This window comes from Nitrospira calida (genome assembly GCF_976986435.1).
On record NZ_OZ335950.1, the window covers coordinates 155460 to 181016 of the forward strand.

The 25557-nt window shown below is 60.7% G+C and carries 26 protein-coding genes, 2 tRNA genes and 1 other RNA gene; 14 read left to right on the forward strand and 15 right to left on the reverse strand.

Annotated features, from left to right (window positions below; translation table 11 throughout):
• Positions 1-62 precede the first annotated feature (62 nt).
• From nagZ to ACWHTU_RS00870, 6 genes are all read left to right on the forward strand, one after another.
• The gene (nagZ, locus tag ACWHTU_RS00845; protein ID WP_447861035.1) at positions 63-1163 is read left to right on the forward strand and encodes a beta-N-acetylhexosaminidase; all 1101 of its coding nucleotides are present in this window, start codon (positions 63-65) and stop codon (positions 1161-1163) included.
• Positions 1160-2449 carry an MFS transporter gene (locus ACWHTU_RS00850; protein ID WP_447861036.1) on the forward strand — a complete coding sequence of 430 codons (1290 nt, stop codon included), beginning with the start codon at positions 1160-1162 and terminating at the stop codon, positions 2447-2449. The genes nagZ and ACWHTU_RS00850 overlap by 4 nt, the downstream gene beginning before the upstream one ends.
• Before the next feature lie 22 nt (positions 2450-2471).
• Positions 2472-2858 carry a hypothetical protein gene (locus tag ACWHTU_RS00855; protein WP_447861037.1) on the forward strand — a complete coding sequence of 129 codons (387 nt, stop codon included), beginning with the start codon at positions 2472-2474 and terminating at the stop codon, positions 2856-2858.
• A gap of 78 nt (positions 2859-2936) precedes the next feature.
• Entirely contained in the window at positions 2937-3434 is a 498-nt protein-coding gene (locus ACWHTU_RS00860; protein ID WP_447861038.1) for a phosphate-starvation-inducible PsiE family protein, read from the forward strand.
• 19 nt (positions 3435-3453) lie between these two features.
• Positions 3454-4965: an SLC13 family permease gene (locus tag ACWHTU_RS00865; protein ID WP_447861039.1), complete on the forward strand. Its 1512-nt coding sequence runs from the start codon at positions 3454-3456 to the stop codon at positions 4963-4965.
• 187 nt (positions 4966-5152) lie between these two features.
• Positions 5153-5578 carry a hypothetical protein gene (locus ACWHTU_RS00870; RefSeq protein WP_447861040.1) on the forward strand — a complete coding sequence of 142 codons (426 nt, stop codon included), beginning with the start codon at positions 5153-5155 and terminating at the stop codon, positions 5576-5578.
• Between the two features lie 31 nt (positions 5579-5609).
• On the opposite strand, the gene ACWHTU_RS00875 is transcribed toward ACWHTU_RS00870, so the two are convergent.
• The 4 genes from ACWHTU_RS00875 to ACWHTU_RS00890 all read right to left on the reverse strand — a co-directional run bounded on the left by ACWHTU_RS00875 (position 5610) and on the right by ACWHTU_RS00890 (position 8964).
• Complete coding sequence (locus ACWHTU_RS00875) at positions 5610-7061, reverse strand: amino acid permease (RefSeq protein ID WP_447861041.1); 1452 nt, start codon at positions 7059-7061, stop codon at positions 5610-5612.
• A gap of 117 nt (positions 7062-7178) precedes the next feature.
• Entirely contained in the window at positions 7179-7916 is a 738-nt protein-coding gene (locus ACWHTU_RS00880) for a gamma-glutamyl-gamma-aminobutyrate hydrolase family protein (protein ID WP_447861042.1), read from the reverse strand.
• Positions 7916-8365, reverse strand: a complete 450-nt coding sequence (locus tag ACWHTU_RS00885; protein WP_447861043.1) for a hypothetical protein — start codon at positions 8363-8365, stop codon at positions 7916-7918. Before ACWHTU_RS00885 ends, ACWHTU_RS00880 begins: the two co-directional genes overlap by 1 nt.
• Before the next feature lie 128 nt (positions 8366-8493).
• Positions 8494-8964 (reverse strand): hypothetical protein, encoded by a 471-nt coding sequence (locus ACWHTU_RS00890; RefSeq protein WP_447861044.1) that lies wholly within the window; start codon positions 8962-8964, stop codon positions 8494-8496.
• Positions 8965-8990: 26 nt separating this feature from the next.
• On the opposite strand from ACWHTU_RS00890, the gene ACWHTU_RS00895 reads away from it, so the two are divergent.
• The 3 genes from ACWHTU_RS00895 to ACWHTU_RS00905 all read left to right on the forward strand — a co-directional run bounded on the left by ACWHTU_RS00895 (position 8991) and on the right by ACWHTU_RS00905 (position 12126).
• Positions 8991-10277: a M24 family metallopeptidase gene (locus tag ACWHTU_RS00895; protein ID WP_447861045.1), complete on the forward strand. Its 1287-nt coding sequence runs from the start codon at positions 8991-8993 to the stop codon at positions 10275-10277.
• Between the two features lie 171 nt (positions 10278-10448).
• Positions 10449-11285, forward strand: a complete 837-nt coding sequence (gene tatA, locus ACWHTU_RS00900; RefSeq protein WP_447861046.1) for a twin-arginine translocase TatA/TatE family subunit — start codon at positions 10449-10451, stop codon at positions 11283-11285.
• Between the two features lie 46 nt (positions 11286-11331).
• A complete protein-coding gene (locus tag ACWHTU_RS00905) occupies positions 11332-12126 on the forward strand; it encodes a HEAT repeat domain-containing protein (RefSeq protein ID WP_447863289.1) in 795 nt (264 codons plus the stop codon).
• On the opposite strand, the gene ACWHTU_RS00910 is transcribed toward ACWHTU_RS00905, so the two are convergent.
• The 6 genes from ACWHTU_RS00910 to ACWHTU_RS00935 form a co-directional block, all read right to left on the reverse strand.
• Complete coding sequence (locus tag ACWHTU_RS00910; protein ID WP_447861047.1) at positions 12092-12610, reverse strand: PilZ domain-containing protein; 519 nt, start codon at positions 12608-12610, stop codon at positions 12092-12094. The two genes, ACWHTU_RS00905 and ACWHTU_RS00910, sit on opposite strands and share 35 nt — an antisense overlap.
• 28 nt (positions 12611-12638) lie before the next feature.
• Positions 12639-13163 (reverse strand): TIGR02266 family protein, encoded by a 525-nt coding sequence (locus tag ACWHTU_RS00915; protein ID WP_447861048.1) that lies wholly within the window; start codon positions 13161-13163, stop codon positions 12639-12641.
• Between the two features lie 209 nt (positions 13164-13372).
• Entirely contained in the window at positions 13373-14623 is a 1251-nt protein-coding gene (gene clpX, locus ACWHTU_RS00920) for an ATP-dependent Clp protease ATP-binding subunit ClpX (RefSeq protein WP_447861049.1), read from the reverse strand.
• A gap of 16 nt (positions 14624-14639) precedes the next feature.
• Positions 14640-15278 (reverse strand): ATP-dependent Clp endopeptidase proteolytic subunit ClpP, encoded by a 639-nt coding sequence (gene clpP / locus ACWHTU_RS00925; RefSeq protein ID WP_447861050.1) that lies wholly within the window; start codon positions 15276-15278, stop codon positions 14640-14642.
• Positions 15279-15398: 120 nt separating this feature from the next.
• Positions 15399-16718 carry a trigger factor gene (gene tig, locus ACWHTU_RS00930; RefSeq protein ID WP_447861051.1) on the reverse strand — a complete coding sequence of 440 codons (1320 nt, stop codon included), beginning with the start codon at positions 16716-16718 and terminating at the stop codon, positions 15399-15401.
• Positions 16719-16829: 111 nt separating this feature from the next.
• Positions 16830-16912 (reverse strand) — tRNA-Leu (locus ACWHTU_RS00935).
• Positions 16913-17359: 447 nt separating this feature from the next.
• Between ACWHTU_RS00935 and ACWHTU_RS00940 the strand changes: the two genes are divergently transcribed.
• The 3 genes from ACWHTU_RS00940 (at position 17360) to ACWHTU_RS00950 (ending at position 19945) form a co-directional block, all read left to right on the forward strand.
• Positions 17360-18430 carry a HEAT repeat domain-containing protein gene (locus ACWHTU_RS00940; protein ID WP_447861052.1) on the forward strand — a complete coding sequence of 357 codons (1071 nt, stop codon included), beginning with the start codon at positions 17360-17362 and terminating at the stop codon, positions 18428-18430.
• A 269-nt stretch (positions 18431-18699) separates the two neighbouring features.
• Positions 18700-18930: a twin-arginine translocation signal domain-containing protein gene (locus ACWHTU_RS00945; RefSeq protein WP_447861053.1), complete on the forward strand. Its 231-nt coding sequence runs from the start codon at positions 18700-18702 to the stop codon at positions 18928-18930.
• A 10-nt stretch (positions 18931-18940) separates the two neighbouring features.
• On the forward strand, positions 18941-19945 hold the full coding sequence (locus tag ACWHTU_RS00950; RefSeq protein ID WP_447861054.1) for an ABC transporter substrate-binding protein: 1005 nt from the start codon (positions 18941-18943) through the stop codon (positions 19943-19945).
• 63 nt (positions 19946-20008) lie between these two features.
• Here ACWHTU_RS00950 and ACWHTU_RS00955 read toward each other — a convergent pair whose 3' ends face one another.
• From ACWHTU_RS00955 to ACWHTU_RS00975, 5 genes are all read right to left on the reverse strand, one after another.
• Positions 20009-20335 (reverse strand): hypothetical protein, encoded by a 327-nt coding sequence (locus tag ACWHTU_RS00955; protein ID WP_447861055.1) that lies wholly within the window; start codon positions 20333-20335, stop codon positions 20009-20011.
• Positions 20336-20381: 46 nt separating this feature from the next.
• Positions 20382-20840: a hypothetical protein gene (locus tag ACWHTU_RS00960; protein ID WP_447861056.1), complete on the reverse strand. Its 459-nt coding sequence runs from the start codon at positions 20838-20840 to the stop codon at positions 20382-20384.
• 26 nt (positions 20841-20866) lie between these two features.
• Positions 20867-21307, reverse strand: coding sequence for a large-conductance mechanosensitive channel protein MscL (gene mscL / locus ACWHTU_RS00965; protein ID WP_447861057.1), 441 nt, complete (start codon positions 21305-21307; stop codon positions 20867-20869).
• A 41-nt stretch (positions 21308-21348) separates the two neighbouring features.
• On the reverse strand, positions 21349-22431 hold the full coding sequence (locus tag ACWHTU_RS00970) for a DUF481 domain-containing protein (RefSeq protein WP_447861058.1): 1083 nt from the start codon (positions 22429-22431) through the stop codon (positions 21349-21351).
• A gap of 738 nt (positions 22432-23169) precedes the next feature.
• Positions 23170-24819: an AsmA family protein gene (locus tag ACWHTU_RS00975; RefSeq protein ID WP_447861059.1), complete on the reverse strand. Its 1650-nt coding sequence runs from the start codon at positions 24817-24819 to the stop codon at positions 23170-23172.
• A 347-nt stretch (positions 24820-25166) separates the two neighbouring features.
• Here ACWHTU_RS00975 and ACWHTU_RS00980 point away from each other — a divergent pair.
• Together ACWHTU_RS00980 and ffs are read left to right on the forward strand one after the other, a co-directional pair.
• A tRNA-Ser gene (locus ACWHTU_RS00980) sits at positions 25167-25256 on the forward strand.
• Between the two features lie 189 nt (positions 25257-25445).
• Positions 25446-25545: signal recognition particle sRNA small type (gene ffs, locus ACWHTU_RS00985), an RNA gene on the forward strand.
• Positions 25546-25557: the final 12 nt, after the last annotated feature.

The following is a 25557-nucleotide window of genomic DNA, read 5'->3' on the forward strand; positions in this document are numbered from 1 at the left end:
ATGGTCGGAATTTCCGGCCGCTCAGCAGATCGTCGGATCGACCGATCGACGGATCACACGCCATGGCGTTGCGTGAAAAGGTCGGCCAGCTTTTCATGGCAGGATTCTCCGGCACGGCGGCGTCAAAGGACGTGGCATCGCTGGTGACCGACTACAAACCCAGTGGGGTGATTCTATTCTCGCGCAACTTGGAGGCGTTGGGTCAGATTGTCCAGTTGACGAATGACCTGCAAAAACTCTCGCCGGGCTCGCCGCTCCTGATCGCCATCGATCAAGAGGGCGGGCGGGTTTCGCGCCTTCCGGCCGAGTTCACCCTCTTTCCGCCTTGCGCAGTCTTGGGCGCGTGCCGTTCCTATGATCTAGCTTACGCGGTCGCGGCGACCACCGCCGCCGAGCTGCGGGCCGTCGGCATCAACATGAACATGGCGCCGGTCCTGGACGTCAACAGCAATCCGGCTAACCCGGTGATCGGGGACCGGGCCTTCGGGTCCGATCCGAGGACCGTCTGCGAGATGGGGCAGGCGACGGTGGCCGGGTTGCAGGACAACGAGGTCATCGCCTGCGGAAAGCACTTCCCAGGGCACGGCGATACCGCGGCCGACTCCCACAAGGAGCTGCCGGTCGTCGAAGCACCGGTGGAACGGTTGCGCGAGATCGAGCTGCCGCCGTTCCGTTACGCGATCGCGCACGGCGTCGCGACCCTCATGACCGCGCACGTGCTTTACCGCGCCTGGGATCCCCGATGGCCCGCTACGCTATCCCCGACCATCCTGACCACCTTGCTGCGGGGCGAGATGGGCTTCGAGGGGGTCGTGTTGACCGACGATCTGGAGATGCGCGCGATCATCGATCACTATGGCGTCGAAGAGGCGGCGGTCCGGGCTTTCCTGGCGGGCGCCGACATGTTGCTCATCTGTCAGGACCCGGCTCGCACGGCGACGGCCGTCCGGGCGATGGAAAGAGCCGTCGAGGACGGGACCATCCCTGCAGGCCGGCTCGAGATCTCGCTGGAGCGGATCGCTCGACTGAAGCGGCGATTCTTGTCGGCCTACAAACCCATCTCGCTCGCAGATGCCAAACTGGTTGTGGGATGCCGAACCCATAAGGCCTTGCTGGATTCTATCCGGCAGGCGAGGGAGCGGCTTCTGAAAGCCCAGGCGTGAAGACGGCCCCCGCTCAGTGGGCTGGCCCTAAGGAGATCTGGGCCTGGTGCATGTATGATTTCGCCAATTCCTCCTTCACGACCATCATCGTCACTGTCGCTTACAGCGTCTATTTCGTTCAAGTCGTCGCCGGTCACCTGCGTCCTGAGGGTCTCGCCGAACGGCTCTGGTTTTGGGGCTATGCCGCGTCGATGCTGGTCGTAGCGGTGTTGTCTCCGACGCTCGGAGCGCTGGCGGACGAGCGGGCGAAGAAACGGGTCTTTCTCATCGGCTCCACGATGCTGTGCGTGGTCTGCACGGCGCTCCTCGCGTTGGTCCGAGCCGGCGATATTGCGCTGGGGCTGGCCCTGTTCGGGCTGGCCAATATCGGTTTCGACCTGGGTTTCGTCTTCTGCAGCGCGTTTCTGGTCGAACTGGTTCCGCTCAGCCGAATGGGGCGGATCTCCGGGTACGGCTGGGGGCTGGGCTATGTCGGCGGGCTTCTTTCGTTGGCGCTCGTCTATCCGTTCATCCGCGGGGGCTTTGCGGACGACAACTTGCCGCTCTATCGCGCGAGTTTCGTCGTGACCGCGGCGTTTTTCTTCGTGGCGGCGATCCCGACGTTTCTCTTCCTGCAGGAACGCGTCCAACCGCAACCGTCGAACGCGACGACCGCAGTCTGGCGGTCGGCGTTTCGCCGGCTCGGCGAGACCGCCCGCCGGCTCGGTCACTACCGGGATCTCAGCCGCTACCTGATCGCCTATCTCGTGTACACCGATGCGATCAACACGGTGATCGTGGCCTCGGCCATCTTCGCCAACAAAGTTCTGGACTTTACGCCGGCCGATCTGATTATGTACTTTCTCGTCACCCAAGTAAGCGCGGGACTCGGGTCCATCCTGTTCGGCGTCCTTGCAGATCGAATCGGCGCGGCCCGGACCATCACGGTCACGCTATTTCTTTGGACCGCGTTGGTGGCGGGGGCGGCACTGGTCCGCACCCACAGCCAATTCTATGTGATCGGGTTGCTCGCTGGCGCGGCCTTGGGCGCCAATCAGGCAACCAGCCGCACCCTGCTTGGGCGGTTTACTCCGCTGGGCCGGCAAGCGGAATTTTTCGGATTCTTCTCGGTCGCCGGCAAGTTTGCCGCGATCATCGGCCCATTGGTCTACGCCGAAGTGACGGCCTGGACCGGCAGCCAGCGTTGGGCGGTTCTCTCGATGGCGATGTTTTTTGCTGTGGGCTGGTTGATCTTCCGGACCGTGGACGAGGAGCGAGGCATGGCGGCGGCGAATGTGAAAGAGTGAACTGAAGAGCGCACGGGCAGCTATGGGGATCAAAAGAGGCGACATTCTTGATGAACGGAAACGGCACCCGGAGGGATGCGGCCTTGTGGTGAAGGTGATGGCCGGGGGAGAGGGGTTTGAGAAGATCATCTGCTGCGGTCATGAACTGACCGAAGCGGATGTGGTTGCTGAAATGACACCGGCAATGGGCCGGAAACGGGGCGACTTGGAAGCGGGGACCGTGCTCGATGAGAAGAAACTCCATCCCGATTCCTGCGGTCTTCGCGTCATGATCATGGATGGAGGGGCGGGCTTTCAGGAAATCCGATGTTGCGGGCATTCCTTGACCACCACGTCGGTGCGAGGGCTGCAGTTCGGCGGGATGCGAGGCCCCCTCGCGGAAGGGTTCGAGCGGCCGGGAAACGCATAAGCGGGCGGTGCCGCGGATGACGACAGGCCGCCCGTGCCCGGCTCGATCCCCGGCACGGCGTCCCGGAAACGGAGGTTTATGCGCGATCGTACGGAGATGATCAAACGGAGCCTCGCCTGGTTGGAATGGTTGGATAGCTGGGGGTACATCACCGCTGGGCTCAGCCTCCTCCTCCTCGGCATGGTGATATTCGCCCAAAGCTGGCTGGTCTTTTTTCAGCGGGCCACCCAGGCAAATCTGCACCCGGCCGGTCTCAAACTCCTCAACGATCTCTTATTGGTCATTATCCTGCTGGAGTTGTTCAGGACCGTCATCCGCTACCTCAAGACCGATGTCCTGCTCCTGGAACCCTATCTGGCGGTCGGGATCATCGCCTGTATTCGGCGAATCCTGACCGCCAGCGCCGAGCTGGCCCATCTCCCGGAAATCACAGCCGAAATGTTTACCCGGTATTTGTTGGATGTCTGCTTGAACGTCGGAGTCATCATGGTTTTGATCGTGGCCGTCTTTATCCTGCGCAAACGGCCTGAGCGGTCGGTGTTGGGACCGCCTGCCCTGGAAAAGGCGGGCGGCTGACCCCCTTGCTCGATGCGCCTTGTGGGACGATGCCACCCAAGAAGTCCGCACCGCCCGGGAGGCGCGCTGGACGCGTCTCAAACGCGCGGCTGCCTACGCCGGGGGACCTGCCGTCGCGGCGCTGATCTTGTTTGCCTCGCCTTCCGACCTTCCGCGTGACGCCCGGGTTTTGGCCGCGATCCTGACCTGGGTCGTTCTTTACTGGATCGCCGAACCCATTCCCTTGCCGGTTACCGGGGTGCTGGGCACAGCCCTCTGCATCCTGGTCGGGCTCGGCTCACTCCGGACCGTGTTAGCGTCCTATGGCCACCCGGTCATGTTCCTGCTGATTGGAAGTTTGCTGCTCGCAGAAGCGATGGCCGTTCATGGAGTCGCCGGGCGGTTCGCCGCCACTCTTTTATCGGCGCCGTGGGAGGCCGGCCCGAAGCGGGCCCTGTTGATGATCGGGACTGCGACCGCCGGCGTCTCCATGTGGATCAGCAACACCGCCGCTACGGCGCTGATGTTGCCGATCGCGCTGCGTCTCACCGCCTCAGCCGGTGCGGATGCGCAAGCCGTCCGCGGACCTGACCGGGCGGGCCCGCTGCTGCTGTTGTCCTTTGCGGCCACGGCTGGCGGCATGGCCACCGTCATCGGCACGCCGACGAATGTGGTTGGGGTCGGACTGATCGCCGAGCAAATCGGTACGACCGTTTCATTTACCACCTGGATGGCGTTCGGCGGTCTGCTGGCGTTCATCCTCCTTGTGATCGCTTGGGGAATCGTGTGGTGGCTCCATCCCTCTATCTCCCCGGTGTTGAGCAATCACCGCTCTTTCCAGGGAGGGCTTCCTCAGGCACCGAGACCGTGGACGCGAGGCCAGGCGAATGTCTGTGTCGTGTTGGGTGTCGCGATTCTGTTGTGGCTCCTCCCGGGGCTCGTGATCGCTTTGGGGAACGCGGATCATCCGATCGTCCTGTGGTTTCAAACGTATTTACCCAACGAGCGGGTGGCACTCTTAGCCGCCGGCCTGCTCTTCGTTCTTCCAGCCGACCTGCGGCGAGGCGAGCGGATGTTGTCGTGGAGACACGTGGCGCATATCAGATGGGATGTGCTGGTTCTATTCGGGAGCGGGTTGACGTTCGGCGCGCTCATGGAGAAGACCGGTCTCGCAGATTTTTGTGGTCGGGGCTTCGTCTCCCTGTTCGGGGCTCATACACTCTGGAGCCTAACAGCGGTGTCGATCGCGATGGCCGTGTTGATCAGCGAGCTGGTTTCCAATACCGTCACGGCCACTATGGCGGTCCCTCTGACCGTCGCGATCGCGCAAGCGACCGGAGTGTCGCCGCTTCCGCCGGCTCTGGGCGCCACGCTCGGCGCAAGCCTAGGCTTCGCCTTGCCGATCTCGACACCGCCCAACGCGATCATTTACAGTACTGGGTTTGTCCCGCTAGGCAGCATGATCCGCGCGGGCCTCATCATCGACATGATCGGGGTCGTCACGATTTGGGCGGTGCTCAGACTGCTCTGCCCTGTCTTGGGGTTGATCTGACACTGTGCCTTTTCGGCGGCGCCATCGAACATCTGAGGATGACAGCCGTGCTCGACTCGCGAGTTGGCGCAAGCGGCGCAACAACTTAGTCGTGTCGACTGACACCGTCAACCTGCAGCCTTGCCGCTTCCTCCTCTTGCTCACGGCTGTTGCTTGTGGCATTATGGCATTTTCTGAAGGTTGGGTAATGGCCACTCTGCTCGAATATGTCGGCTGTATCCACATCTATCTGGGCCCATATCGTGGAAATCCGATCGCGCTCTATCTGAAACGGGGGAATGGGGTCTGTGAGATTGGTCCCAAGGCCTATCCCTGGAATGATGTGGTCGGTGTGGGGGAAACCCCAAACCGCGCCGCCGCGGATTTCGAGGAAAAATGGAAGGCGAAAGGGTTGTCTCCTGACATGTATACGGGACCGTCCTGGGAAGGCGGGATCAAACCTGAAAAGCCCGCGCCGCCCAAACCGGCCGCCCCGCTGAAACCTGTCGCGACTGTGGCTCCGGGTGGTGCCGGACCCGCACCGGCCGCCTCGCCTCAACCGGCTGACGGTGCTCCTGCGACCGCTCCGTCTTCCGTGCCCGAGTCGCTCGCTTCGCGGACAGGATCATCTTAAAGCCAATCACCCGGAGATCCTTCTCTCCCCCTCACACGCTTTCGGATTGCGGAAGGGTCTGCCGCTCCGGCAGGGGTTCGTCCCCCAACCTGCTGCGCTTGATGCCATAGCCGAAATAGATCGCGATCCCCATCACCGTCCACACAAGGAATCGAATCCAGGTCATCACGGGGAGAAAAGCCATAAGACCCAGGCAGGTGGCCATGCCGAGCAAAGGGATCCACGGCATGAACGGAATGCGGAAGGGGCGACGTTGTTCGGGTTTTGTCCACCGCAGAACGATCACGCCGAGGCAGACGAGGACGAACGCAAACAATGTTCCGATGTTGGTCATATCGGCAGCGTCGCCAATGGGGACGAACGCCGCGAGCACGGCCACGCCGATTCCGGTCAGGATCGTGACACGGTGCGGAGTGCGATAGCGTGGATGTACTTTCGAGAGCCACGGGCTCAACAATCGGTCCCGCGACATGGCGAAGAATACCCGGATTTGTCCGATCATCATGACGAACAGAACGCTCGTGATGCCGGCCACGGCGCCCGTCGCCACGACGGCCGCGCCCCAGTTAAATCCTGCCACACGCAGGGCCTCGGCGACCGGTGCGTGGACGTCGATCTGCCGGTAGGGAATGAGCCCGGTCAGGACCGCGGCGACCGCGATATAGAGCAAAGTGCAAATGCCCAAAGAAGCGATGATTCCGAGCGGGACATCCCGCTGGGGATTGCGGGCTTCTTCTGCCGTCGTGGAGACCGCGTCGAAGCCGATGTAAGCGAAGAAGACAATCGCCGCCGCGGCCCCGACTCCTTGGAACCCGTAAGGCATGAAAGGTGTCCAATTGCTCGGCTCGATGGCGGAGGCCCCTACGGCGATGAAAAACAGAATCACGGCCAATTTGACGAGCACGATCAAACCGGTGGTCCGTGCGCTTTCCTTGACGCCTAGCACCAGGATTCCGGTAACGAGCAAGACAATGATCGCGGCCGGCAAGTTGACGAGACCGCCGTCCACGCCGGGCGCATGTGTCGCCCAATGGGGCAGCGCGATCCCGCAGAATGCGAGAATGTTGTTGAAATACCCAGACCATCCAATCGCCACAGCTACACAGGCGACGCCGTATTCCAGGATCAGGTTCCAGCCGGTGAGCCAGGCCAGGAACTCGCCAAGGGTCGCATAGGAGTAGGTGTAGGCGCTGCCGGAGACTGGGATCATGGCTGCGAACTCGGCGTAACACAGGGCAGCAAGCCCGCAAGTGAGTCCGGACAAGACGAACGAGAGAATGATGCCCGGTCCGGCGCCTGGCCGGTGGGCGTCTCCAACGATCGCGGTTCCGATCAAGACAAAGATTCCGGTGCCGATGATGCCGCCGATGCCCAGGCCGGTCAGATCCCAAACGGTCAGGGTCTTCTTGAGCCGATGTTCCGGGTGATCGGCGTCGGCCAGGATTTGATCGATGGATTTAGTTCGAAACAGGCGACTGGCCACGGAGACTCCAACACGCGCGGTTGCGGAAGCGGAGCGGGGGTGAACAGATTGACACCACTGACGAAAAGTATAGCAGGTTGCCGGCGGAAGAACGCGTCGACTGGGCTGGTACAGGGGTCACGATTTTTCACGGGCGGCCTTCAAAAAGGCTTGGAAGAGACGGCGGTGAATCTCGTATCGGTCGAAGAGAAATTCCGGATGCCATTGCAACCCCAACAGAAAGGGGTGGTACGACGACTCGACGGCCTCGATGACCCCGTCCGGCGCGACCGCGCTGGCCGTCAGGGACGACGCGAGCTGTTTGACGGATTGGTGATGGGAACTGTTGACCCTGATACGGTCCTGCCGGACGATTCGCCAGAGCAAGCTCCCCGGTTTCACCGTAACGGGGTGCGAAAGCGCTGTCGCTGGTTTGGCCTGCCGGTGGGACAGAGCGTGGGCGATCTGCGACGGGATGTCCTGAAACAGGCTTCCGCCAAGGGCGACATTGATGGTTTGCATGCCTCCGCAAATACCCAACAACGGCGTACCATGTTTGACGGCTAGTCTCGCGACAGCCAGTTCGAAATCCGACCGTTGCCGGCTCATCACGCGGAACCGGTAGCGCTGCCGTTCGCCGTATAGCGAGGGAGGAAGATCGGGACCGCTGCCGGTGAGCAACACACCGTCCAGAGCGCCGATCAGCCGACGCCGCAGCGCGGGATCGGTTGCGAGAGGGAGAATCAGTGGAACGCCGCCCAGCTCTTCGATCGCACGCACATACCGGGCTCGGAGAAAATAGGTGGGTTCCCGCCCCCCCAAGTCTTCCCGGTCCCCTGCGTTAAAATCCGGGGTGATCCCGATGACGGGTTTCATTAGGGGGTTGGGGCGGGCTCCGGCGCAGCCGAGTCAGGTCCGGCTTCCTCCTCCGGAGGCACACCCAGGAAGCGCACCGGTTTGTTCCCTTTCAAATGGTCCGGGGTGATCACATAAGTGCCTCTGATGCTGGTGTCCCAGACTTTCTTGGCTGCCTTCTCGTCCGCTCCCGTGAAGATGTACGTCAACCCGCCGACGATGCCGCCACACAAGGCGAAGACGATCTTCGCAACTCCGTAGGGAATCGTCAGCAGGGCCGCTCCGATACCGAGGCCGCCTTGCGACTCGGTCGATTCGGTGCTTCCTTCTTCCTTGGTCTGCGCAGTCGCGAAGGGCATAAGAGTGAGATGGCAGATCGCGAGGACCATGACGATCGCCATGATTCTGAACCCTCGAGCGCCCGCCCGATTCCGTTGGTTGCTCAGCGGTGTGGCTTGAAGAATATTCACGTGCGCGTCCTCCTCTTTCCGGTTGACGTTCGACGAACTGGATGCGGCGGAACCGCGTCTTGTCCGGACCATTGCTTATAACAAATTCGACGGTGAATGCAAACCCCCTGCGTCCAGGGCGTAGGCCATCACTTGTCTGCAGGGAGGTTCGAGTCCTCGGTCAGGTCGAGTTCGGTCAGAATGTGCGATTTAATGACCGCTTGGTGTGCGACCACGGCCCGATCTAGCTCTCGTGACCAGGACTCGGCGCGGATCCGCTGGTTCTCCTGGGCGAGACCGGCCTGCAACCGCAAGTCGAGCTTGCAGGCGCAGAGGGCTTGCGCGAGAAGGTCTTCCGCGCGCGCACGATACCCTTCGTGTTCATCATCAGGAACGCCGGTTAGGACACGGTCCAACCACGCGCTCCAGCCCAGTGCCCGGCGCGCGCGATCGAGTTGTTCCAAGTTGATCTCGACGGCCACTTGCACGCCTCCTTTCCAGCTCCGCTTCTTCACGTTGAACACGCAAGAGAGGCGTTCAGGATGCTGGGCGTCAGGCTCCGGCCCGAAAAAGAACGTGACGCGATAGTGAGCGAGATCGAGCGAAGGATCGGGGAGCAAATGTGCCTCCGTAAGAGCCACCGGCCGTGGCGCATTCTACCATGCTCATCCCTGTGCGCCACCGCCGATTGACGGTGTCCTGGCGGGACGATAAGATGCCCGCGATGAGCGGGTCGCCGATCCATCGCCGCCGCGTTGAAGAGATTCAACAAACCCTCTGCGATCAGCCGGGTCTGGATGGCTGGCTTTTCTATGACTTCCGCGGCAGCGACCCGCTGGCCTACCGGGTCCTGCACATCGATCCTGCAACCCATGTGACCCGCCGCTGGTACTACTGGCTTCCGACGTGCGGCACTCCAATGAAACTGCTGCACCGGATCGAGCCGCATGTGCTGGACTGCTTGCCGGGTGCCACGCTGTCCTATGTGTCGTGGGAGGAACAGAAAGCCTGTCTGGGGCGGATACTCGCGGGGGTGCGTCGTGCCGCGATGCAGTACTCGCCGTTGAACGCGATCCCGTATCTTTCCCGGGTGGACGCGGGCACGATCGAGTTGGTGCGAAGTTTCGGTGTCGAAGTGGTGACCTCTGCGGATCTGGTGCAACGCTTCGAGGCGGTTTGGAACGATCAGCAACTGGACTCCCATCGCGCCGCCGCGGCAGCGCTCCGCCGCATTGTGGATGAAGCCTTCGACCACGTCCGGACGTCCATCGAGCGAAGCGTATCGTTGACGGAGTATGGGTTACAGCAGTTCATCTTGTCGCGCATGCGGGTGCATGGCTTGGTGACGGCAAGTCCTCCGATCGTAGCGGTGGACGAGCACAGCGCCGATCCTCATTACACGCCGGAGCCGACCGGTTCGGCCGAGATCCGCCGCGGCGGACTGGTGTTGATCGATCTGTGGGCGAAGCAGTCCCAGCCGGGCGCCGTCTACGCCGACATCACCTGGACCGGCTACGTGGGCGAGCGCGTGCCGGCCCGCCCGCGCGGGATCTTCGAGATCGTGCGACGGGCGAGGGATGAGGCCCTCTCGTTCGTCCAACGCCATGTGGCGGCAGGACGGTTCCCCTGCGGAGCGGAAGTGGATGACGTCTGCCGGCAGGTCGTCCGCGATGCCGGTTACGGGGAGCAATTTCTGCACCGGACTGGCCATTCCATCGGTGAAGACGTGCACGGCAACGGAGCGAACATCGACAACTTGGAAACACAGGACACGCGCCGGCTCCTACCGAGGACCTGCTTTTCCATCGAACCTGGCATTTATCTGGCCGGCGAATTCGGCATCCGCAGCGAGCTGGATGTCTATCTCTCGGATCGGAAGGCGATGGTCTTCGGCCAACCGGTCCAAACCGAGATCGTGCCGATTCTTAGATGAAACGGTTAGCGTTCGGCCGACAGCCTTCGTCCCGCACGGATTCCGCTTTTTCAGAAACTGAGCATGGATAGTTGAATACTGAACGCTGTACCTTTCTCAGAACGTTGCTTGACACCGCTGTCGAGCACGGGCTAGAGTCACGTTAGGCCCTAGCCCGCGAGGGACCACAGGATGTTTGGCACACTGGGCTTCTCCGAACTGATCATCATTCTGGCCATCGTGCTGATTATTTTCGGCGCAGGCAAGTTGCCGCAGATCGGCGAAGGGCTGGGCAAGGCGCTCAAGGGTTTTAAGAAGGAAGTCCACGACATCCCGCCACCCGAAGCCGTCCAACCTGCCCCGGAACCAATTCTGCAAGCCAAGCCTGCGGCGGAAGAGGCACAGATAGTCGCCAGCCAACCGGCGTCTCCCACTCCCAAGCCGACGGCTCCCTATACACCGGGACCGGAGCTGACTCCAGGAACCACGGCCGCGCTCATGGCGAACCTTGGGCCGCAACCAGCGCAGCCGCGGACTGCAGCGCCAGCGCAAACTATGCCGTCCGCTGCTCCCAGCTCTGCCCCCGCTGGCGCTCAGGGGCATCGGCCGCCGACAATGGAGGAGCGGATGGCGACTCCGCCCCCCGTCGCCCGGGCGCAATATCCGCCGCTCCCTCCGAGTGCGCAACCCAAGCCGGTGACGAAACGGCCGTCCGCGATCGTGAACAAAGAGGCTGTCGCCCGGGTCCAGGCGCAACAGGCGGCCCTCAAGCAGAAGGCCGCCCAGCAGGCACAGGCCGTGTCACAACCGGGAGGCCTCTCGCCTCAGGACATGCAGAGTCTCGGGTCCGGACTGGGCGATGCGCTCCGGACGTTTCGACAGGCAGTCGCCGATGTCCGCAACACAGTCGATCCGGAGATGCGCACCATTCAAGCTGAAATGGACGCTGCCCAGAAGGAAATCGAGCAGTCGATCGAAGCGGCCAAACAGATGCCAGCCGTGCAGGAAGAGCCTCCCAAACCGGCCTGACCGGGGTTAGCTATCCCTCGAGATACGGTGTCAGCGGCCCTTGCGTGTGATCCGTTGCCAAACTCCCTTGCTCACCACACTCATCCTGGTCGGCATCCTCGTTTTCCTCTCGGCTTGCGATCCGGATGAGCCGCCACGCCGCCCCGATGCGATCGTTCCGCATCTGGAGTCGCTGCTTGCGGACGCGGACCCCGAAGTTCGACGAACTGCCGCGGAAAGTTTAGGAAAGCTTGGACAACCAAGCTCGGCTGAGGCCTTGGTGAAGGCGCTGAACGATCCGGACCCCAGCGTCCGTCGGATAAGCGCCTGGGCGCTTGGTCGGCTGGGGGAAGATGTGGGTGATCGGATTTTGTCGACTCTGGCCGACCGGCTGCACGATTCTTCCGAACAGGTCCGACTCAGCGTGGCCCAGGCGATCGGAGAGCTCGGAGCGACAAAAACTGTCATCGAGCAGTTGGCTCAGGCGCTCAAAACCCCCGATGCCACGATACGGCGCGCGGCTGTTCTCGCGCTGCTCTCGCTCGATGCGCCGTCGGCCTACCCGGCTCTCGTTGAAGCACTCCGGGACGATGATGCGTTCGTTCGGCAGGGAGCGGTTGCAGCGCTGGGGGAACTGGCCGATTCGCGGGTGATTCCCCTGCTCCGGGAACGTCTCTTCCGCGATCCCGCGATCGGCGTGCGGACCGAAGCGGCGTTCCGCCTGGGAAAGATCGGCGACCGAGAAATCGTTGCCGACTTGGAAAAGGTTGCGGCGACCGATACGGATGCAGGAGTGCGCCGCTGGGCGAGGTGGGCGAGTGCGCAGATCAGCTCACCGTCCGATTCCGGTTCAGCGCATTGACGAGTTCCAGGACCTGGGCTCGGGCTTCCGGTGCGATGTCCGTAAACTGCACGCCCATGCCGGGAAAGAGCAGGTAGCGTTCGGGTTTGTTCCTGGTCCACGCGACCTTCCCCTTGGCCTTCAGCTTTTCCCAAGGTCGATCGGGAAGTGCGAATTCCACGGTCAATTCGGTCCCCTGCGGCAGCGGGGTGCTGCTCTCGATGAACAAGCCACCCCCGCCGATGCCTCCGGTGAGGCTATCAAACTGTTTCCCTTCCGGCGTTGTATAGCGGACTCGGATCGCCAGCGGAGCCCGCGGATGAGCGCGGCTGTGCGCAAAGCGTGAGTCTTCGTCGGAAGCGAGAATCCGCTCGATGACGGCTTCCCAGGTCAGTGTCCCCAGACGCTCACCGTTGATTCCCAGGAGCGTGATTGTTTCTTGATCGCAGTCGATGTCGAGAACTTTGCCCTGATGAGCTTCTGTCGCAGTCACCATGAGTTTCATGCACGATTCCCTTATCGGAACGAACTGCTTAGGTCGGTTGGCCGACCGCTTGGAGTGATCGGACGAGTTCGAGAATGCGGGCCCGCGTGTCGTTCGAGACTTCGGTGAACCGCACCCCCATACCCGGAGAGAAGGTATACTGATCCGCCTTTGGACAGACCCAGGCGACGACGCCTTTGGCCACCAGCCAGTCCGATGAGCGTTCCGGCAGGGAGAACTCCATTGCGAGCTTAGTTCCCACAGGCAGTGGCGCTTCGCTCTCGATGAACAGTCCTCCGCCTCCGATCCCTCCCGCTCGGCCTTCGAATTGACGACCCTCGGGAGTGCTGTACTTGACCCGGACGGCCAATGACACCCTCGGCTCGCTCCGCGCGTCCTTCATGCCCTGGGTCTTTCGGTGGGCCAAAATCTGATCGATGATGAAGTCCCAAGACAGACTGCCCAGCGGCTCGCCGCCGATTCCCAGCAGTGTAATCACCTCGCGTGCCGGATCCAAATCCAGAGTCTTGCCTTTGTGGCGGTTGCTCGAGCTGACGGAGAGTTTCACGGTCACCCCCGGGAGGTCTTTCTTTGAAGGGTAGTATAGCGCAGGGTTCGGAAATGTCGAATGGAAGCTGCGAATCCACCGGCGGCCAGGCCGCGTGGTGGCACCGGGTGTCGGGAAAAAACCAGACGAAAGCGCCGTCGACATGGAAGGAACAGGCGACCGGCCGCCACAGGGGAATACGATCCGAAACGGGACGGGCCGGAGAGAGTATGTGATTAGGCGCTTTTCATCTCTTTGTCCTGTTCGTAGATGCGGATCGGCTGGCTTTTCCCGGAGATGACCTCTTCCGTAATGACGATCTCTTTGATCTGCTTCTGGGAGGGAACATCGTACATGACGTCCAGCATGACCTCTTCCAGGATCGCGCGCAGTCCGCGCGCGCCGGTTTTCTGTGTGTAGGCTTTCCGCGCGATCGCGGCGAGGGCTCCTTCCGTGAACTTCAGTTTTACTTTCTCGAAGGACAGCAGCTTTTCATACTGTTTGGTGAGAGCGTTCCTCGGCTCGGTCAAAATGCGGATTAAGGCCTTTTCATCGAGTTCTTCCAAGGTGGCGACTACCGGCAGCCGCCCGATGAATTCCGGGATCAGGCCGTACTTCAGGAAATCTTCCGGTTGAACCTGAGCCAGAAGCTCTCCCAAACGGGCATCGGAGCGGCTTCGGACTTCCGCGCCGAACCCCATGGCCTTACGGTTCAGGCGCTGCTCGATGATCGACTCAAGCCCGACGAACGCGCCACCGCAAATAAAGAGAATATTGCTGGTGTTGACTTGGATGAATTCCTGGTGAGGGTGCTTGCGGCCGCCCTGCGGGGGCACGTTGGCGACCGTGCCTTCGATGAGCTTGAGCAGGGCTTGCTGAACACCCTCGCCGGAAACGTCTCGCGTAATAGAAGGGCTGTCGCTCTTGCGACTGATCTTGTCGATCTCGTCAATGTAGACGATCCCTCGTTCGGCTCGTTCGACGTCATAGTCGGCGGCTTGTAGCAGCTTGAGAATGATGTTCTCGACGTCTTCGCCGACGTAACCAGCTTCGGTCAACGTCGTCGCGTCGGCCAGGGTAAAGGGGACATCCAGATACTTCGCGAGCGTCTGCGCCAACAGCGTCTTGCCGGTCCCGGTCGGTCCGACCATGAGGATGTTGCCCTTCTGAAGTTCGACGTCGTCGACTTCGCGGGCGGAGATGCGTTTGTAGTGATTGTGGACCGCTACGGAGAGGATCTTCTTGGCTCGGTCCTGGCCGATGACATACTGGTCGAGATGGTGTTTGATCTCGGCCGGCTTCCTCAGCTTGGAGGAGATCTCCTCCTTCGCTTCTTCCCAGTCTTCCGCGATGATGTCGTTGCACAGGTTGACGCACTCGTCGCAGATGTAGACCGTGGGACCAGCGATCAGCTTGCGCACCTCGTCACGGCTCTTGCCGCAGAATGAGCACCGGAGGTGCCGATCCAACTTTTCCTGTTTCGGCATACGGCTCTCCCTGAAGCTATTTGTCTTTCGCCCCGTCCCTTTCCGACTCGTTTTGCTCGCGTCCCTTGGCGATCTTCGGAGGACGGGTGATGACCTCGTCGATAATGCCGTATTTCTTTGCCTCTTCGCCGGACATGAAGTAATCGCGTTCCGTATCCTGGGCAATCTTTTCCAGGGATTGGCCGGTGTGCCGGGCGAGAATTTCGTTCAACCGCTCGCGGATCTTGAGAATTTCTCTGGCATGGATGTCGATCTCAGTCGCTTGCCCCTGAAACCCTCCCATCGGCTGGTGAATCATCACCCGCGCGTTGGGCAACGCGAACCGTTTGCCTTTGGTGCCTGCAGCCAACAGCAAGGCCCCCATGCTCGCGGCCTGACCCAGGCAAATGGTGGTAATGGGCGGCTTGACGTATTGCATGGTGTCGTAGATACCCAAACCGGCCGTCACGCTGCCGCCCGGGGAATTGATATAGAGGTTGATGTCCTTTTCCGGATCTTCGGCTTCCAGAAACAGCAACTGAGCGATGACAAGATTCGCAAACACGTCGTCGATCGGGGCTCCCAAAAAAATGATACGGTCTTTGAGAAGGCGCGAGTAAATATCATAGGCGCGCTCGCCTCGATTCGTTTGCTCAATGACAATTGGAACCAGCATGCCGTGCAATCCTTTCAGCTAGGAGCTAGAACGTCGTCGGTAGTTTACCATAATTTGGGGTTCGCGCGTGCGCTGGACATAGAACCGGATATTAGAGGGAGCGGACAGAATGGACGGCGGTCATCCCTGAATCACCGAATGACGGTAGACGAAATCGAGGGCTTTGTCCGCCAAGATGCGGGCCTTCAGTTCATCCACCGACTCTTGCCCGCCTGCGAGAATCAACCGTCGGAGTTCGTCCGCCGCCAGTTTCAGTTCCCCCGCCAGCCGAGCGATTTCCGCGTTGATATCTTCCTCTTCGACGGTCAGCCCTTCTTTTTCGGCGATCGCTTCCAAGATCAGACCGATCTTGACCCGTCGTTGAGCTTCCGGGCGGTGTTCCTCGCGGAATTTGTTGAACTCTTCACCGCTGATTGCGGATTCATCCTGACCGGGTCCGATCCCTCGTTGCCGGCGGCGCGTCTGCAAGTGCTGCCGAAACATAGCTGCCAGCTCCCGTTCCACCAGCGTCTCTGGCAGTTCGAAGTGGTGGGTTTCCGCCAGCCGCTTCAGGATAGTGTCCTTGTACGTTTCCTCAATATCTTTCTTCAGCGCTGTTTCCAGTTCACTGCGAAGTCGGTCCCTGAGTTCCTGCAGGGAATTGTAGGGACCACAATCTTTGGCGAATTCGTCATCGACCGGCGGGAGCTTTTTCTGTTTGATCGAACGGATCTTCAGACGGAAAACGACGGTCTTGCCCGCCACCCGGGGATCAGGATGTGTCGGCGGATAGGGTTGCGAAATCTCCACCAACTCTCCCTCTTTCTTGCCAAGAAGATGCGGGTCGACTTCGACGCCGAGGATCGGGATCTTCGAACCGATCTTATGGAGCAGCCCTTCTTTCTTGGCCCCTTCAAGGGGTGCGAGATCCAGCAATCCTTCGACGTCGAGAATCGCATAATCCCCTTCACTGAGCGCAGTTCCCGTCGGCGCGGCATCCAACCGGGCATGTTGTTCTCGAAGGACCTCGACGGCTCGATCGATTTGTTCTTCGGTAACCATGCGTTTATCGGGTTTGAGCGAAATGGGATTGGGCGCTTTGTAGTCTCGCAGCTCGATCTTGGGCTTGATCTCGACCGTCGCCGTGAACGTGAAGGGAGCGTCTTTCTTGATTTTCACCCGCTCTAGTGGCGGGATCTCGACCAGGACGGGGACGATGCCGGCCTGCCGGATGGCTCGATCATAGTAATCCGGCACAAGACTCCGGATCACGTCTTCCTCCACCGTCTTCGCGTAGCGCTTTTCCAGCAACGCCAGAGGGGCTTTGCCCTGGCGGAAGCCTGGAATTTGAACCTGACGATTCAGTTCCATGTAGGCTTGAACGAATCGCTGCTTGACCTCCTCGGCCGACACTTCGATTTTAAGCACCCGCTTCATCGGTCCGAGCTCAGAGACTTCCATCTTCATGTGCCATGAACTCCAGCCGACAAGCCCCCCGCGGCATCCGCTGTCCGTCGGGAGCGAGCGTGTCAGTTCAAGTTTTGAGGGTTGCGGTTCGGTTCGCGAGATGGTTGGTGCGAGAGGGGGGACTTGAACCCCCACGGTTGCCCACGAGATCCTAAGTCTCGCGCGTCTGCCAATTCCGCCACTCTCGCTCCTCTCCACCTGCAGCGGAAGCACAATCACCGCGCCGCGCGCGCCATTCGCTTCCATTCTCTTGTACAGTCCGTCGCGCGCTACTGTCAACCATGATTGTGCAAGGCAAGGGGCCGTTTCGCCCCCCTTCGCCGCTTCGGGCGATTCTGCGACGCGGGGCGACGATCGCACTTCCGCCTGGGCCTTCGAGCGGGCCTGGACGAGCCTCGTGGTTGGGTTGGAGTCAACCGGCGGGGCGTGGTGGCACAAGGATGAGTTGGGCGGTATAATGGTGACTTGAACCACTCGGGAAGGCTTCTGGATCTTCACGGAGTTAGCCGGTGGTGTGTCGACTCCCAACGTTCCCGCCGGTTGCTTCGGTCCTTCTTCCTGACACAGATTCGGAAGTCTTGCCTGTCGCGCAGCATGCAAGATCTTTCAGGCAGCGCACCGGAAGGAGGTGCCAGATGAAACAATGGGTAATCAGGGGAACGGTTTGGCTCGCTGCGGTGGCCTTGACGCAGACCAGTTGGGCGTACCGTGATTATTTCAGTCCCGAACAAAAGGCTCAACTGGCCAAGATTCAGACGGTGCTGGTGGACGCCATCGCCCTGACTGACAAAGGCGCGGTCGACGCCGGGCCGATCGCGGAGGTCGTCACACGTCGCATGAGTGAACTCGGCTATACGGTTGTCCGTGACAGCGGGAAACCTCACGACGTCGTCTTCAAGGTTAAGTGCGAGCAGCGGAAGACTTGGGAAGGCACGACGGCGGCTGGAGGAGACAATGATCTTCCCGATGCTCCCTCTCGGCTGTGGAAAGGGCCGGCCTGCCAATTGACGTACGTCCTGGGCGGTATGAAGATCAACTGGCAGAAGGAAGTGCGGACAGATTTTGAGGATGCCGTGCAGGCGGCGAACGGCGCAGACCCCGGTGTGTTCGCGATGGCCAAGCTGAAGGAGCGTCTGGAGCAATACGATTTCCCGGTCCTCATCACAGCGGAATGGGGACAGCCGGATCGGCTCATTAAGCTGTTGGACGACAAGAACACGAATCAGTTGCGAAGGCTGAAAGTGATTTCGGTCCTCGGCGAGATGCAGGCAGACGAGGCGCTGCCCAAACTCAAGGAGGCTCTGAAGGACAAGGATTTGGCCAAGCAGGCCGCCGTGGCCTTGGGCAATGTGGGCAAGGACAGCATCCCGCTGTTGATCGATATTCTGAAAAATTCGAAGCAGCCGGAACTCCAGGCCGCGGCGGCGAAAGGGTTGGGCGACGTCGGGAACCTCTACGGCGACAATTCCGTGGTACCTCCGCTTCTGGAGATGTTGGATGCGCCGGGGATTGACATTACCGTCCAGACGGAGATCGCCTGGGCGCTGGGGCGCGTGCCGGACCGGCGGGCGGTGCAGCCGCTCTTCGCGCTTGACCGCAAGCTGCAGAAGATTCGGAACGACCCTCCGGATCCGTTGATCAAGAAACTGAAGGAAGCGGTGTTCTGGGCGATCAAGCAGGTCTACACGGAAGATCAGTACAGCTAATTCGGCTGCGCGCTTTCGCGCGGCGATGAGACTGGCGGGCTGCAAGTCGTACCTTCGACCTGCAGCCCGTCGACGTGTTGAACACCCTTTCCTTTGGCTCGGCTCTCGGGCTTGCACCCTGTTTCTGCACCCTCAACGAACGTCGCGTCCGAGGACATCCATTTCATCAGCCCCAAACCAGCCTGCTCAGCGAGTGCGCGGCGGCTCGGTTGACGTGTCGAGCAGTGTTATACTCTTGCGAACACGTTCACCCTGCAGGAGGATGTTCTATGCGTATGATCTCGCGCCGGCGCTTTCTGCAACTCTCCGCCGCAGCCGGCGGGGTGCTCGTCATGGGCGACGGGGTAAACCAGATCCTTGGGTTCGCAGGCAGGACGCATCTCGCTTCGGCCGCCGGGCCGATCAAAGTCGGCATCATCGATCCTTTGTCCGGCCCCTATAAGACGTCCTCGATCCACGACGTGCATGGGGTTACGGTGGCGGTGGACCTCTATAAATAAGCGTGGCGGCGTGCTGGGACGTCCGGTCAGTCTCATCGAGGCCGATGACGCGTCCAACGTGGACACCGCGATCAAGGCGGCCACCAAACTGGTCAAAGACGATCGCGTGGATTTCCTCATGGGCACGTTCAACGGTGATGTGGCAATCGCCGTCTCGGAATTCGCCAAGCAGGAAAACAGGCTCTTCATGGTCACAGGCGCCCACATCATGGACTTGACCGGCTCCCGCTGTAATTCCCACACCTTCGTCTTCATGCCGAATGCCCGCATGATGGCGCAGGCGGTCGTGCCGCATATCGTGAAGGCCTACGGCAACAAGTGGTTCATGATCACGGCCGACACGGTGGACGGCAAGGCGGCGCTGCAGGCCATGACCGAAGCGCTGAAGGCTCAAGGCGGCGACGTCGTCGGGTCGGTCACCACGGCTTTTGGCGCGACCGATTTCACGGCTCCGCTGATGGAGGCGAAGAATGCCAAGCCGGGCGCGGTGATCCTGAACCTCTACGGCTGGGATCTCGTTCACGCGTTGAAAGCCTATACGAAGCTGGAGCTGGCGAAAGAGAAGATCGGCGTCGGCGGGATGATCGGCGGCGAGCAGATCGGCCGGCCGTTAGGCTATGCGAACAACGCCGGCGTCTGGGGGCTGATCTGGGATCCGAAGATCAACACCGAAGGGTCGAAACGCTTCATTCAGGGCGTCATCGACAAGTACAACCATACGCCGACATCGCGGTGTTACCACGGCTACGCGGCGATGATGCAGGTCTTGGAGGCCGTTCGCCGGGCCGGGACGACCGACACGGCCGCCGTCATCAAGGCTCTGGAAGGTCACGAGTTCGACGGGCTCAAGGAAGGGCGGTCCTATTTCCGGGCCTGGGACCACCAGCACGTGCAGGATGTCTTGGTGGGCGAGGCCTACGGGAAAGAGCTGGGCTTGGGTCACTACAAGATTCTGGCCACCGTTCCGGGAGATGCGGTTGCCGGCGGGGTCGAGCAGAACCAGTGTCGATTGTAAAATTCGCTCTTCGCTGAGCGACGGACGGCCGGTCGCAGCCCGGGCTGCGACCGGCCCGTGCGTCTAGCGCCCTTGCTTCTCCCCTGCCTTGGCTCTTCCCTTTCGACCATGCTCGCCGGCGGCTTCATCGGCCCGTTCGAGTCCGCGTTTTTTCCCTTTCTTGTCCGATTTCATCTCCTTCCCCACCTTCTTTCCGCCTTCAGCCTTGGGCTCCTCGGAAGCCGCTGGAGCGGCGGGAGCCGGCTCGGCCGGAGCAGGTGCCGGCGGCGCTGGAGCAGCCGGAGCGGCTGGCGGCGCAGCCGGAGCGGATGGGGCTGGCTCCTCCGCGAAGGTCGAGGCAAAGGTGAATGTCATGACGATGGTCAGCGCGCTTCTCAGCATCCGTCTCATTGGCCTACCTCCTTGTGGTGGGAAGACGGGCGACACGGCGATGCGGCTACCGCGTCATCAGGTCGTTCAATGACTTGTCGAGTTTTCCTATCCCTTCGGCGGCTTTCTCCGAGGCCTTCTGCCGGGATTGGTCCATCTGTCTCTGGACCGCGCTTTCGGCTTTCTGCCTCCGTTCGGTCGCTGCGGTTTCCGCCTTGGCCTTCTGCCCAGCTGCAAGGTCCGCGGTCTTCTGCTTCTCCTCGGTCAGCTTCGACCGCGCCTTCGCCTTTTTCTCATCCGCCAAACTCTTGGCCCGTTGCGTTTCATCGGTGACCGCCTGTCGGGTTCTGGCCTTCTCGTTTTGGAGCAAGTCCTTCGCGGCCTGCTGGTCTTCGGCGGCCCGCTGCTGAAGAGTGGATTTCATCTCACCGAGCGTCGGAGTGAGCTGGCTGGTTTCAGCCTGGCTGAAGGAGCTGAACGCCAATGAAGCGACGAGGAGCAGGGCGATTGCGAATATGGGTTTCATGATGGGCTCTCCTTTTTGCAGACGAGTTACGCAGCCTTGACCTCTGACGTGCAGTGGGCGCACTTCGTCGCCTTGAGCGGAATCTCGGAAAGGCAGTACGGGCACGGTTTCGTCGAGGGAGCAGGCGGAGCTTCTGGTTTCCTGGTCATGGCGTTGACTTGCCTGACAAGCAAAAAGATCGCGAACGCCACGATCACGAAATCGAGGACCGCCTGTAGAAACACTCCGTAGTTGATGGTCGGTGCGCCGGCCGCCTTCGCCGCGGTGAGCGAGGAGTAAGGCTGACCGGACAGGTTGATGAACAGACTGGAGAAGTCCACTTTGCCCAACAGCAGTCCGATCGGCGGCATCAGGACGTCGCTGACCATCGAGCTCACGATTTTCCCGAACGCCCCGCCGATGATGATCCCGACGGCCATATCCAGCACATTGCCGCGCATGGCGAAGACTTTGAATTCCTTCAGCATGGCAGACCCTCCTGATTGGTTGTGTGAACGAAGCCCTACGCTCACCGCTTGAGGCTGGTGTCGAAGCTATAGCCGAGAGTCCAGAGATACAGGTTGTCCGTGTCCGTGGTCCCGGGAGGCGGGTTATTGTTGTAGCGAATGGTCCACTGAAAGCCGCTCACGACCCCGTCGATGATCTTGAACCGGACACCGGTGTCCGCCGTGATGTAATAGTCTTTGCTGTTTTGCAAAGAGGGGAAGCCCTCTTCGTAGTGATAGAACGTGATTTTTTCGTCGAACATCGGCCAGTTCAACTTGACGGACCAGCGTCCACGGAACGACGTCTTGTCCTGCGCGATCTTAAAATCCTCGTTGAAATAGGCCGCGCCGATTTCCGCATAGAGCGTCATGTCCTTCAGCACGCCGCTGCTGAAGTCGCCCTTGTCGATAAATTGATAGCCGGGGCCAGAGGAGAGCGACGTGCGGAGATTCAAATCCTGAAACGTGTCTTGTTCGAAATAGGAGGCGGCGAACCAATAGAACCGTTTAGTCAGGAAGAAGTCCAATTTGATGGTGCCTCGGCTATTCCGCACGATCAACCGACCTCCGTCGTCGCCGTAAATGTATCGACCTAGCAGAGTCAGCCGCAGCTTTTCGCTTCGCCCCGTGAATTCGCCGATCATGCTGGCGTTCCGCAGATGGCTGTTCCCTGTGGTTTGCGAGAACCCCACCTGAAGGCTCCCGCTGTAAACCACGGGGGGCTGAACGAGAGGATTGATGGAGACGACCGCATCGAGCGGGACGGTCAGGAATCCGGTCATGGGCTGAGCTTGGAGAAGCAGCGTCCCGCTCTCGCCTTCTTGAGCCGTGGCCACCAACACGGTTCCTTCTTTCAAGTGGAAAGGCAAAGGATGGGTGGTGGTCAACTTGGCAACGGTCCCCCATTTGATCTTGACCACGTCCCCGACTCCGAAGGCCGTCTTGATCATGAGTTCGCCATTAGACATTTCTATCACTTCGCCATACATCGCGCTGCCGTCCTTCAAAGTGACCACGTCCGCCCCTTCGGCTCTGGCTGAGCCGGTGAAACTCAAGAAAAGAACGAAGACCAAAGCCGACGCAAGGCCTGCGGGTACGTTCTTCATGAGCCCTCCATTGAGAATGGCTGCAATCGCGGCTGCACTGATCTGGATAAGCGAGGATGGACGGCAGTAGGATGAGGTGCAAACTATAGCAAACTACGTTGTCGATTACAAGCCTCCTCAGTGGGGACTCCGTGCAGCGCGCATGACCTTTCCCACGGGGGACCTGATGGCCAAGAAGCGGCTGCGGAGCGGAGCGGAAGCAACGCCCCGGAGAGACTGGAGGGCGGCACCTCCAGAACGAGCGCAGGAAATGCGTCGGCAGCCTCACCAGGAACGGTACGGCATCATGAGGAGTTGGGACTGAGCGAGATGTTAGAGGTTAGCCCTAATCCGAAAACAATGTCGATACACCGATGTGAACTGCCCACGGGTGGCGCGGTGGCCCCACACCTGGCTTGAGGGCAAGCCAGTGTGTCGGGGACCCCTGCCCCACCGCGCGCAACGCAAGGGTCGGGGCGCCCATTGCTCCCCGCATGCAAGGGGCCATGGGGATGGGTGGAGTGAGCGGGGCACCCATTGCACTCTGCAGAGCAATGGGTCCTGGGCTGTTCGCCGCGACAGGACCCGTGGACTAGCCCGATGACAGCAGATTTATTTTCGGATTAGGGTTAGATGTTAGAGGGAAAGGCTTTGGAAGCCACCATGAGGCGAAACGCTAAGTGCGTAAGGGCGGGCCGCGCACCCAGAACCAGGAATCCGCACGGACAAGGGATTCGTGCGGAGGCGTCAGGATCCCTTTCACCGTCCAAAGAGTTGTTTCAACATCTCTTGGCCTTTCTGGACCGCTTCTTCAGGGCTCTTTGACTTCAACATTTCTTCGACCACTTCTTTGGCCTTCTCTTTCACCTGCTCTTGCACCTTGGCGCCGATCGCTTTGGTGTCGAGGCCATAAAACGGTGTCTGCACGGTCCCTGTGATGACAAGCGGGACGGTCACTCGCCCGTTTGACATGGCCAGCTTGGCGACGGGCGAGCCGGTGGCAATCTTCTGACTAAGCGCCTCGGACAAGTTCAGGCTGGCTTTCAGATGAAGGGTCTGGTCGAACCCGACCGTGCCGTTCGCCGTGGCTTGAAAATCGTGGCTGTCCAGCAAGAGGCGCTGCACGGCGACGACGCCCTGCTTGATCGCGACGTCTCCCTCGATCGTCGAGAACACGGTGGCTTTCACGTTGTCCGTCGAGATGCCGGCTACTTTGAGGAGAGCTGCCACTTCCTGCAGTAAGTTGACACCTTCGAGCTTGCCGTCCTTGATGTCCAAATGTCCGATCCCTTCGAGCGCCTTGGTGAGGTCCGGCATGGTGAACCCACGGCCCAGGATCGCCATCTCCATGGCGGCCGTCCCGCTGATGGAAACCTGGTCCGTGCCGACGGCCTCGAGGGCCGGCCCCAGTTGCAGGCCTTGCATGACGACTTTCCCGTTGAACGGAGGGGCGTCGGCGCCCAGTGTCAGCCCCACCTGGGCTTTGGTCTGCCCGTTGAAGATGTCGAACGACAGATTGTTCACGCGTGCCTCCTGCCCTTTCAGCTCAGCCGAGATCTGGAGATTCTTGATCTCGACAGGTTTTTTGAGCGGCAATGCCAACGGGAGATCGGCGGTGTTGATCACCTGAGACGAGATGCTGAGCTGGGTGCTGCCGCCCACCGAACTGCCTTTGATCGCCAGCTGCGTCTTGCCGAGCGCCAGGTCGACAGTGGCCGACTCGATGTCGGCGGTCTCTTTGAGCGGCCCGAAGGCGCCGTCGATGGCGATCGGCAGATTCAGCGGCTGCACCAGCGTTTCGAGGCGCAGCTTCGGTGTCTGACCCAGGCCCACGGAAGCGAGCTTCACAGTGAGGTCCTGCAGCCGATACTCGACGGGGCTGGCGACCGAGAGATCCCGATACGTGATAGTGCCGCCGGTCAGCGACACGCGATCTACGGCAAGCAACGCCAAGATGCGAAGCGGACCCTCAGGCGGGTGAGTCGGCACGCGAGTCACGGCTTTAGGCTCGGCCGGCCCTTTCTTGCCGATGGTGGACACGTTCAGGGCTCCGTCGCGATTCTTGATGACGGTGATAACGGGATCGCGCAGCGTGATCGCTTCGATTTCGATGCGACCGCTCAGGAGCGGCATCAGCTTGACGCCGACATCGAGCGAGGTCAGCGAAGCAAACGGGTTTGCGCCAAAGGCGGGATCGTCGAGCACGGAGAATCCTGCCACCCTGGCGCCGATCCGGGGAAAGATGGTGAGCCGGATGTCTTTGAGTGAGATTTTCCGGTTGAGCGCGTCTTCGATGATGGGACGGTACTGATCCTGGTATTTATTCAGGTCGATGATGAACGGAAGGAGGAGGACCAGGAGCACCAGCGCAAGAACGACGACGCCGAGAACCGCCAGCACTTTCATCATGCCACTTCCCCTCATGTTACGCAGTATAGTGAGGTCTCTCCGTGAGGGTCAACGCGAGCGGCAACATTTCCTGCGCGTCAGGATACCGGAAATCGCGCGGGTCTCTGGCGATCCCGAGCGAGGGAAGCGACTCTCTCCTTGGGTGGGGTTGAACACGCCCGAGGTGCGCCTCCTTCGCCTTGCCGCTGAGAGGGTCGCATGTTAAGATGCCATCTCTCTGCTGGCGACCAAGATGGCGGCTCATGCTGAACTCACGGCGAAGTGCTGGGGAAAAAGCGAAACGGCAAGGACGGGTTTCTCCAGGCACCCAAGAGCCGTTACAAGGTATCCGGCTCCACTGGCGAGGTGGAGAGGTGCGAGAGTGGACGAATCGGCGTGCCTGGAGAGCACGTGTGCTGGTAACGGCACCGTGGGTTCGAATCCCACCCTCTCCGCCAACCAGGCTTGCTCGTGCCGGCTCATCAGTGTTTTTAGCGTGATTAACGCCGCCCGATAGACATCTTTAGTGTTCATGTGCAGTAACGGGAGCCAAGGACTGAGTGCTGAGTGAGATTAAGCAGAGCGAACGGCCTAAAAGTGTCCTTCATCCCTCAGCGCTCATCACTCGGAACTTCTTGATGGATAGGGGCTGGGCCCTGTGCAACAGAATCCTGTGAACTCCGCCAGGTCCGGAAGGAAGCAACGGTAAGCAGGCCAGTCTGGGTGCCGCAGGATCACCTGGCCCCGCTCAACCTCGAA

Bases quoted from the DNA above. Each gene is read 5' to 3' on its own strand.
- nagZ (WP_447861035.1), top strand. From the start codon at position 63: ATGGCGTTGCGTGAAAAGGTCGGCCAGCTTTTCATGGCAGGATTCTCC.
- ACWHTU_RS00855 (WP_447861037.1), top strand. From the start codon at position 2,472: ATGGGGATCAAAAGAGGCGACATTCTTGATGAACGGAAACGGCACCCG.
- ACWHTU_RS00860 (WP_447861038.1), top strand. From the start codon at position 2,937: ATGCGCGATCGTACGGAGATGATCAAACGGAGCCTCGCCTGGTTGGAA.
- ACWHTU_RS00870 (WP_447861040.1), top strand. From the start codon at position 5,153: ATGGCCACTCTGCTCGAATATGTCGGCTGTATCCACATCTATCTGGGC.
- ACWHTU_RS00880 (WP_447861042.1), bottom strand. From the start codon at position 7,916: ATGAAACCCGTCATCGGGATCACCCCGGATTTTAACGCAGGGGACCGG.
- tatA (WP_447861046.1), top strand. From the start codon at position 10,449: ATGTTTGGCACACTGGGCTTCTCCGAACTGATCATCATTCTGGCCATC.
- ACWHTU_RS00910 (WP_447861047.1), bottom strand. From the start codon at position 12,610: ATGAAACTCATGGTGACTGCGACAGAAGCTCATCAGGGCAAAGTTCTC.
- clpX (WP_447861049.1), bottom strand. From the start codon at position 14,623: ATGCCGAAACAGGAAAAGTTGGATCGGCACCTCCGGTGCTCATTCTGC.
- clpP (WP_447861050.1), bottom strand. From the start codon at position 15,278: ATGCTGGTTCCAATTGTCATTGAGCAAACGAATCGAGGCGAGCGCGCC.
- tig (WP_447861051.1), bottom strand. From the start codon at position 16,718: ATGGAAGTCTCTGAGCTCGGACCGATGAAGCGGGTGCTTAAAATCGAA.
- ACWHTU_RS00940 (WP_447861052.1), top strand. From the start codon at position 17,360: ATGAAACAATGGGTAATCAGGGGAACGGTTTGGCTCGCTGCGGTGGCC.
- ACWHTU_RS00945 (WP_447861053.1), top strand. From the start codon at position 18,700: ATGCGTATGATCTCGCGCCGGCGCTTTCTGCAACTCTCCGCCGCAGCC.
- ACWHTU_RS00955 (WP_447861055.1), bottom strand. From the start codon at position 20,335: ATGAGACGGATGCTGAGAAGCGCGCTGACCATCGTCATGACATTCACC.
- ACWHTU_RS00960 (WP_447861056.1), bottom strand. From the start codon at position 20,840: ATGAAACCCATATTCGCAATCGCCCTGCTCCTCGTCGCTTCATTGGCG.
- mscL (WP_447861057.1), bottom strand. From the start codon at position 21,307: ATGCTGAAGGAATTCAAAGTCTTCGCCATGCGCGGCAATGTGCTGGAT.
- ACWHTU_RS00970 (WP_447861058.1), bottom strand. From the start codon at position 22,431: ATGAAGAACGTACCCGCAGGCCTTGCGTCGGCTTTGGTCTTCGTTCTT.
- ACWHTU_RS00975 (WP_447861059.1), bottom strand. From the start codon at position 24,819: ATGATGAAAGTGCTGGCGGTTCTCGGCGTCGTCGTTCTTGCGCTGGTG.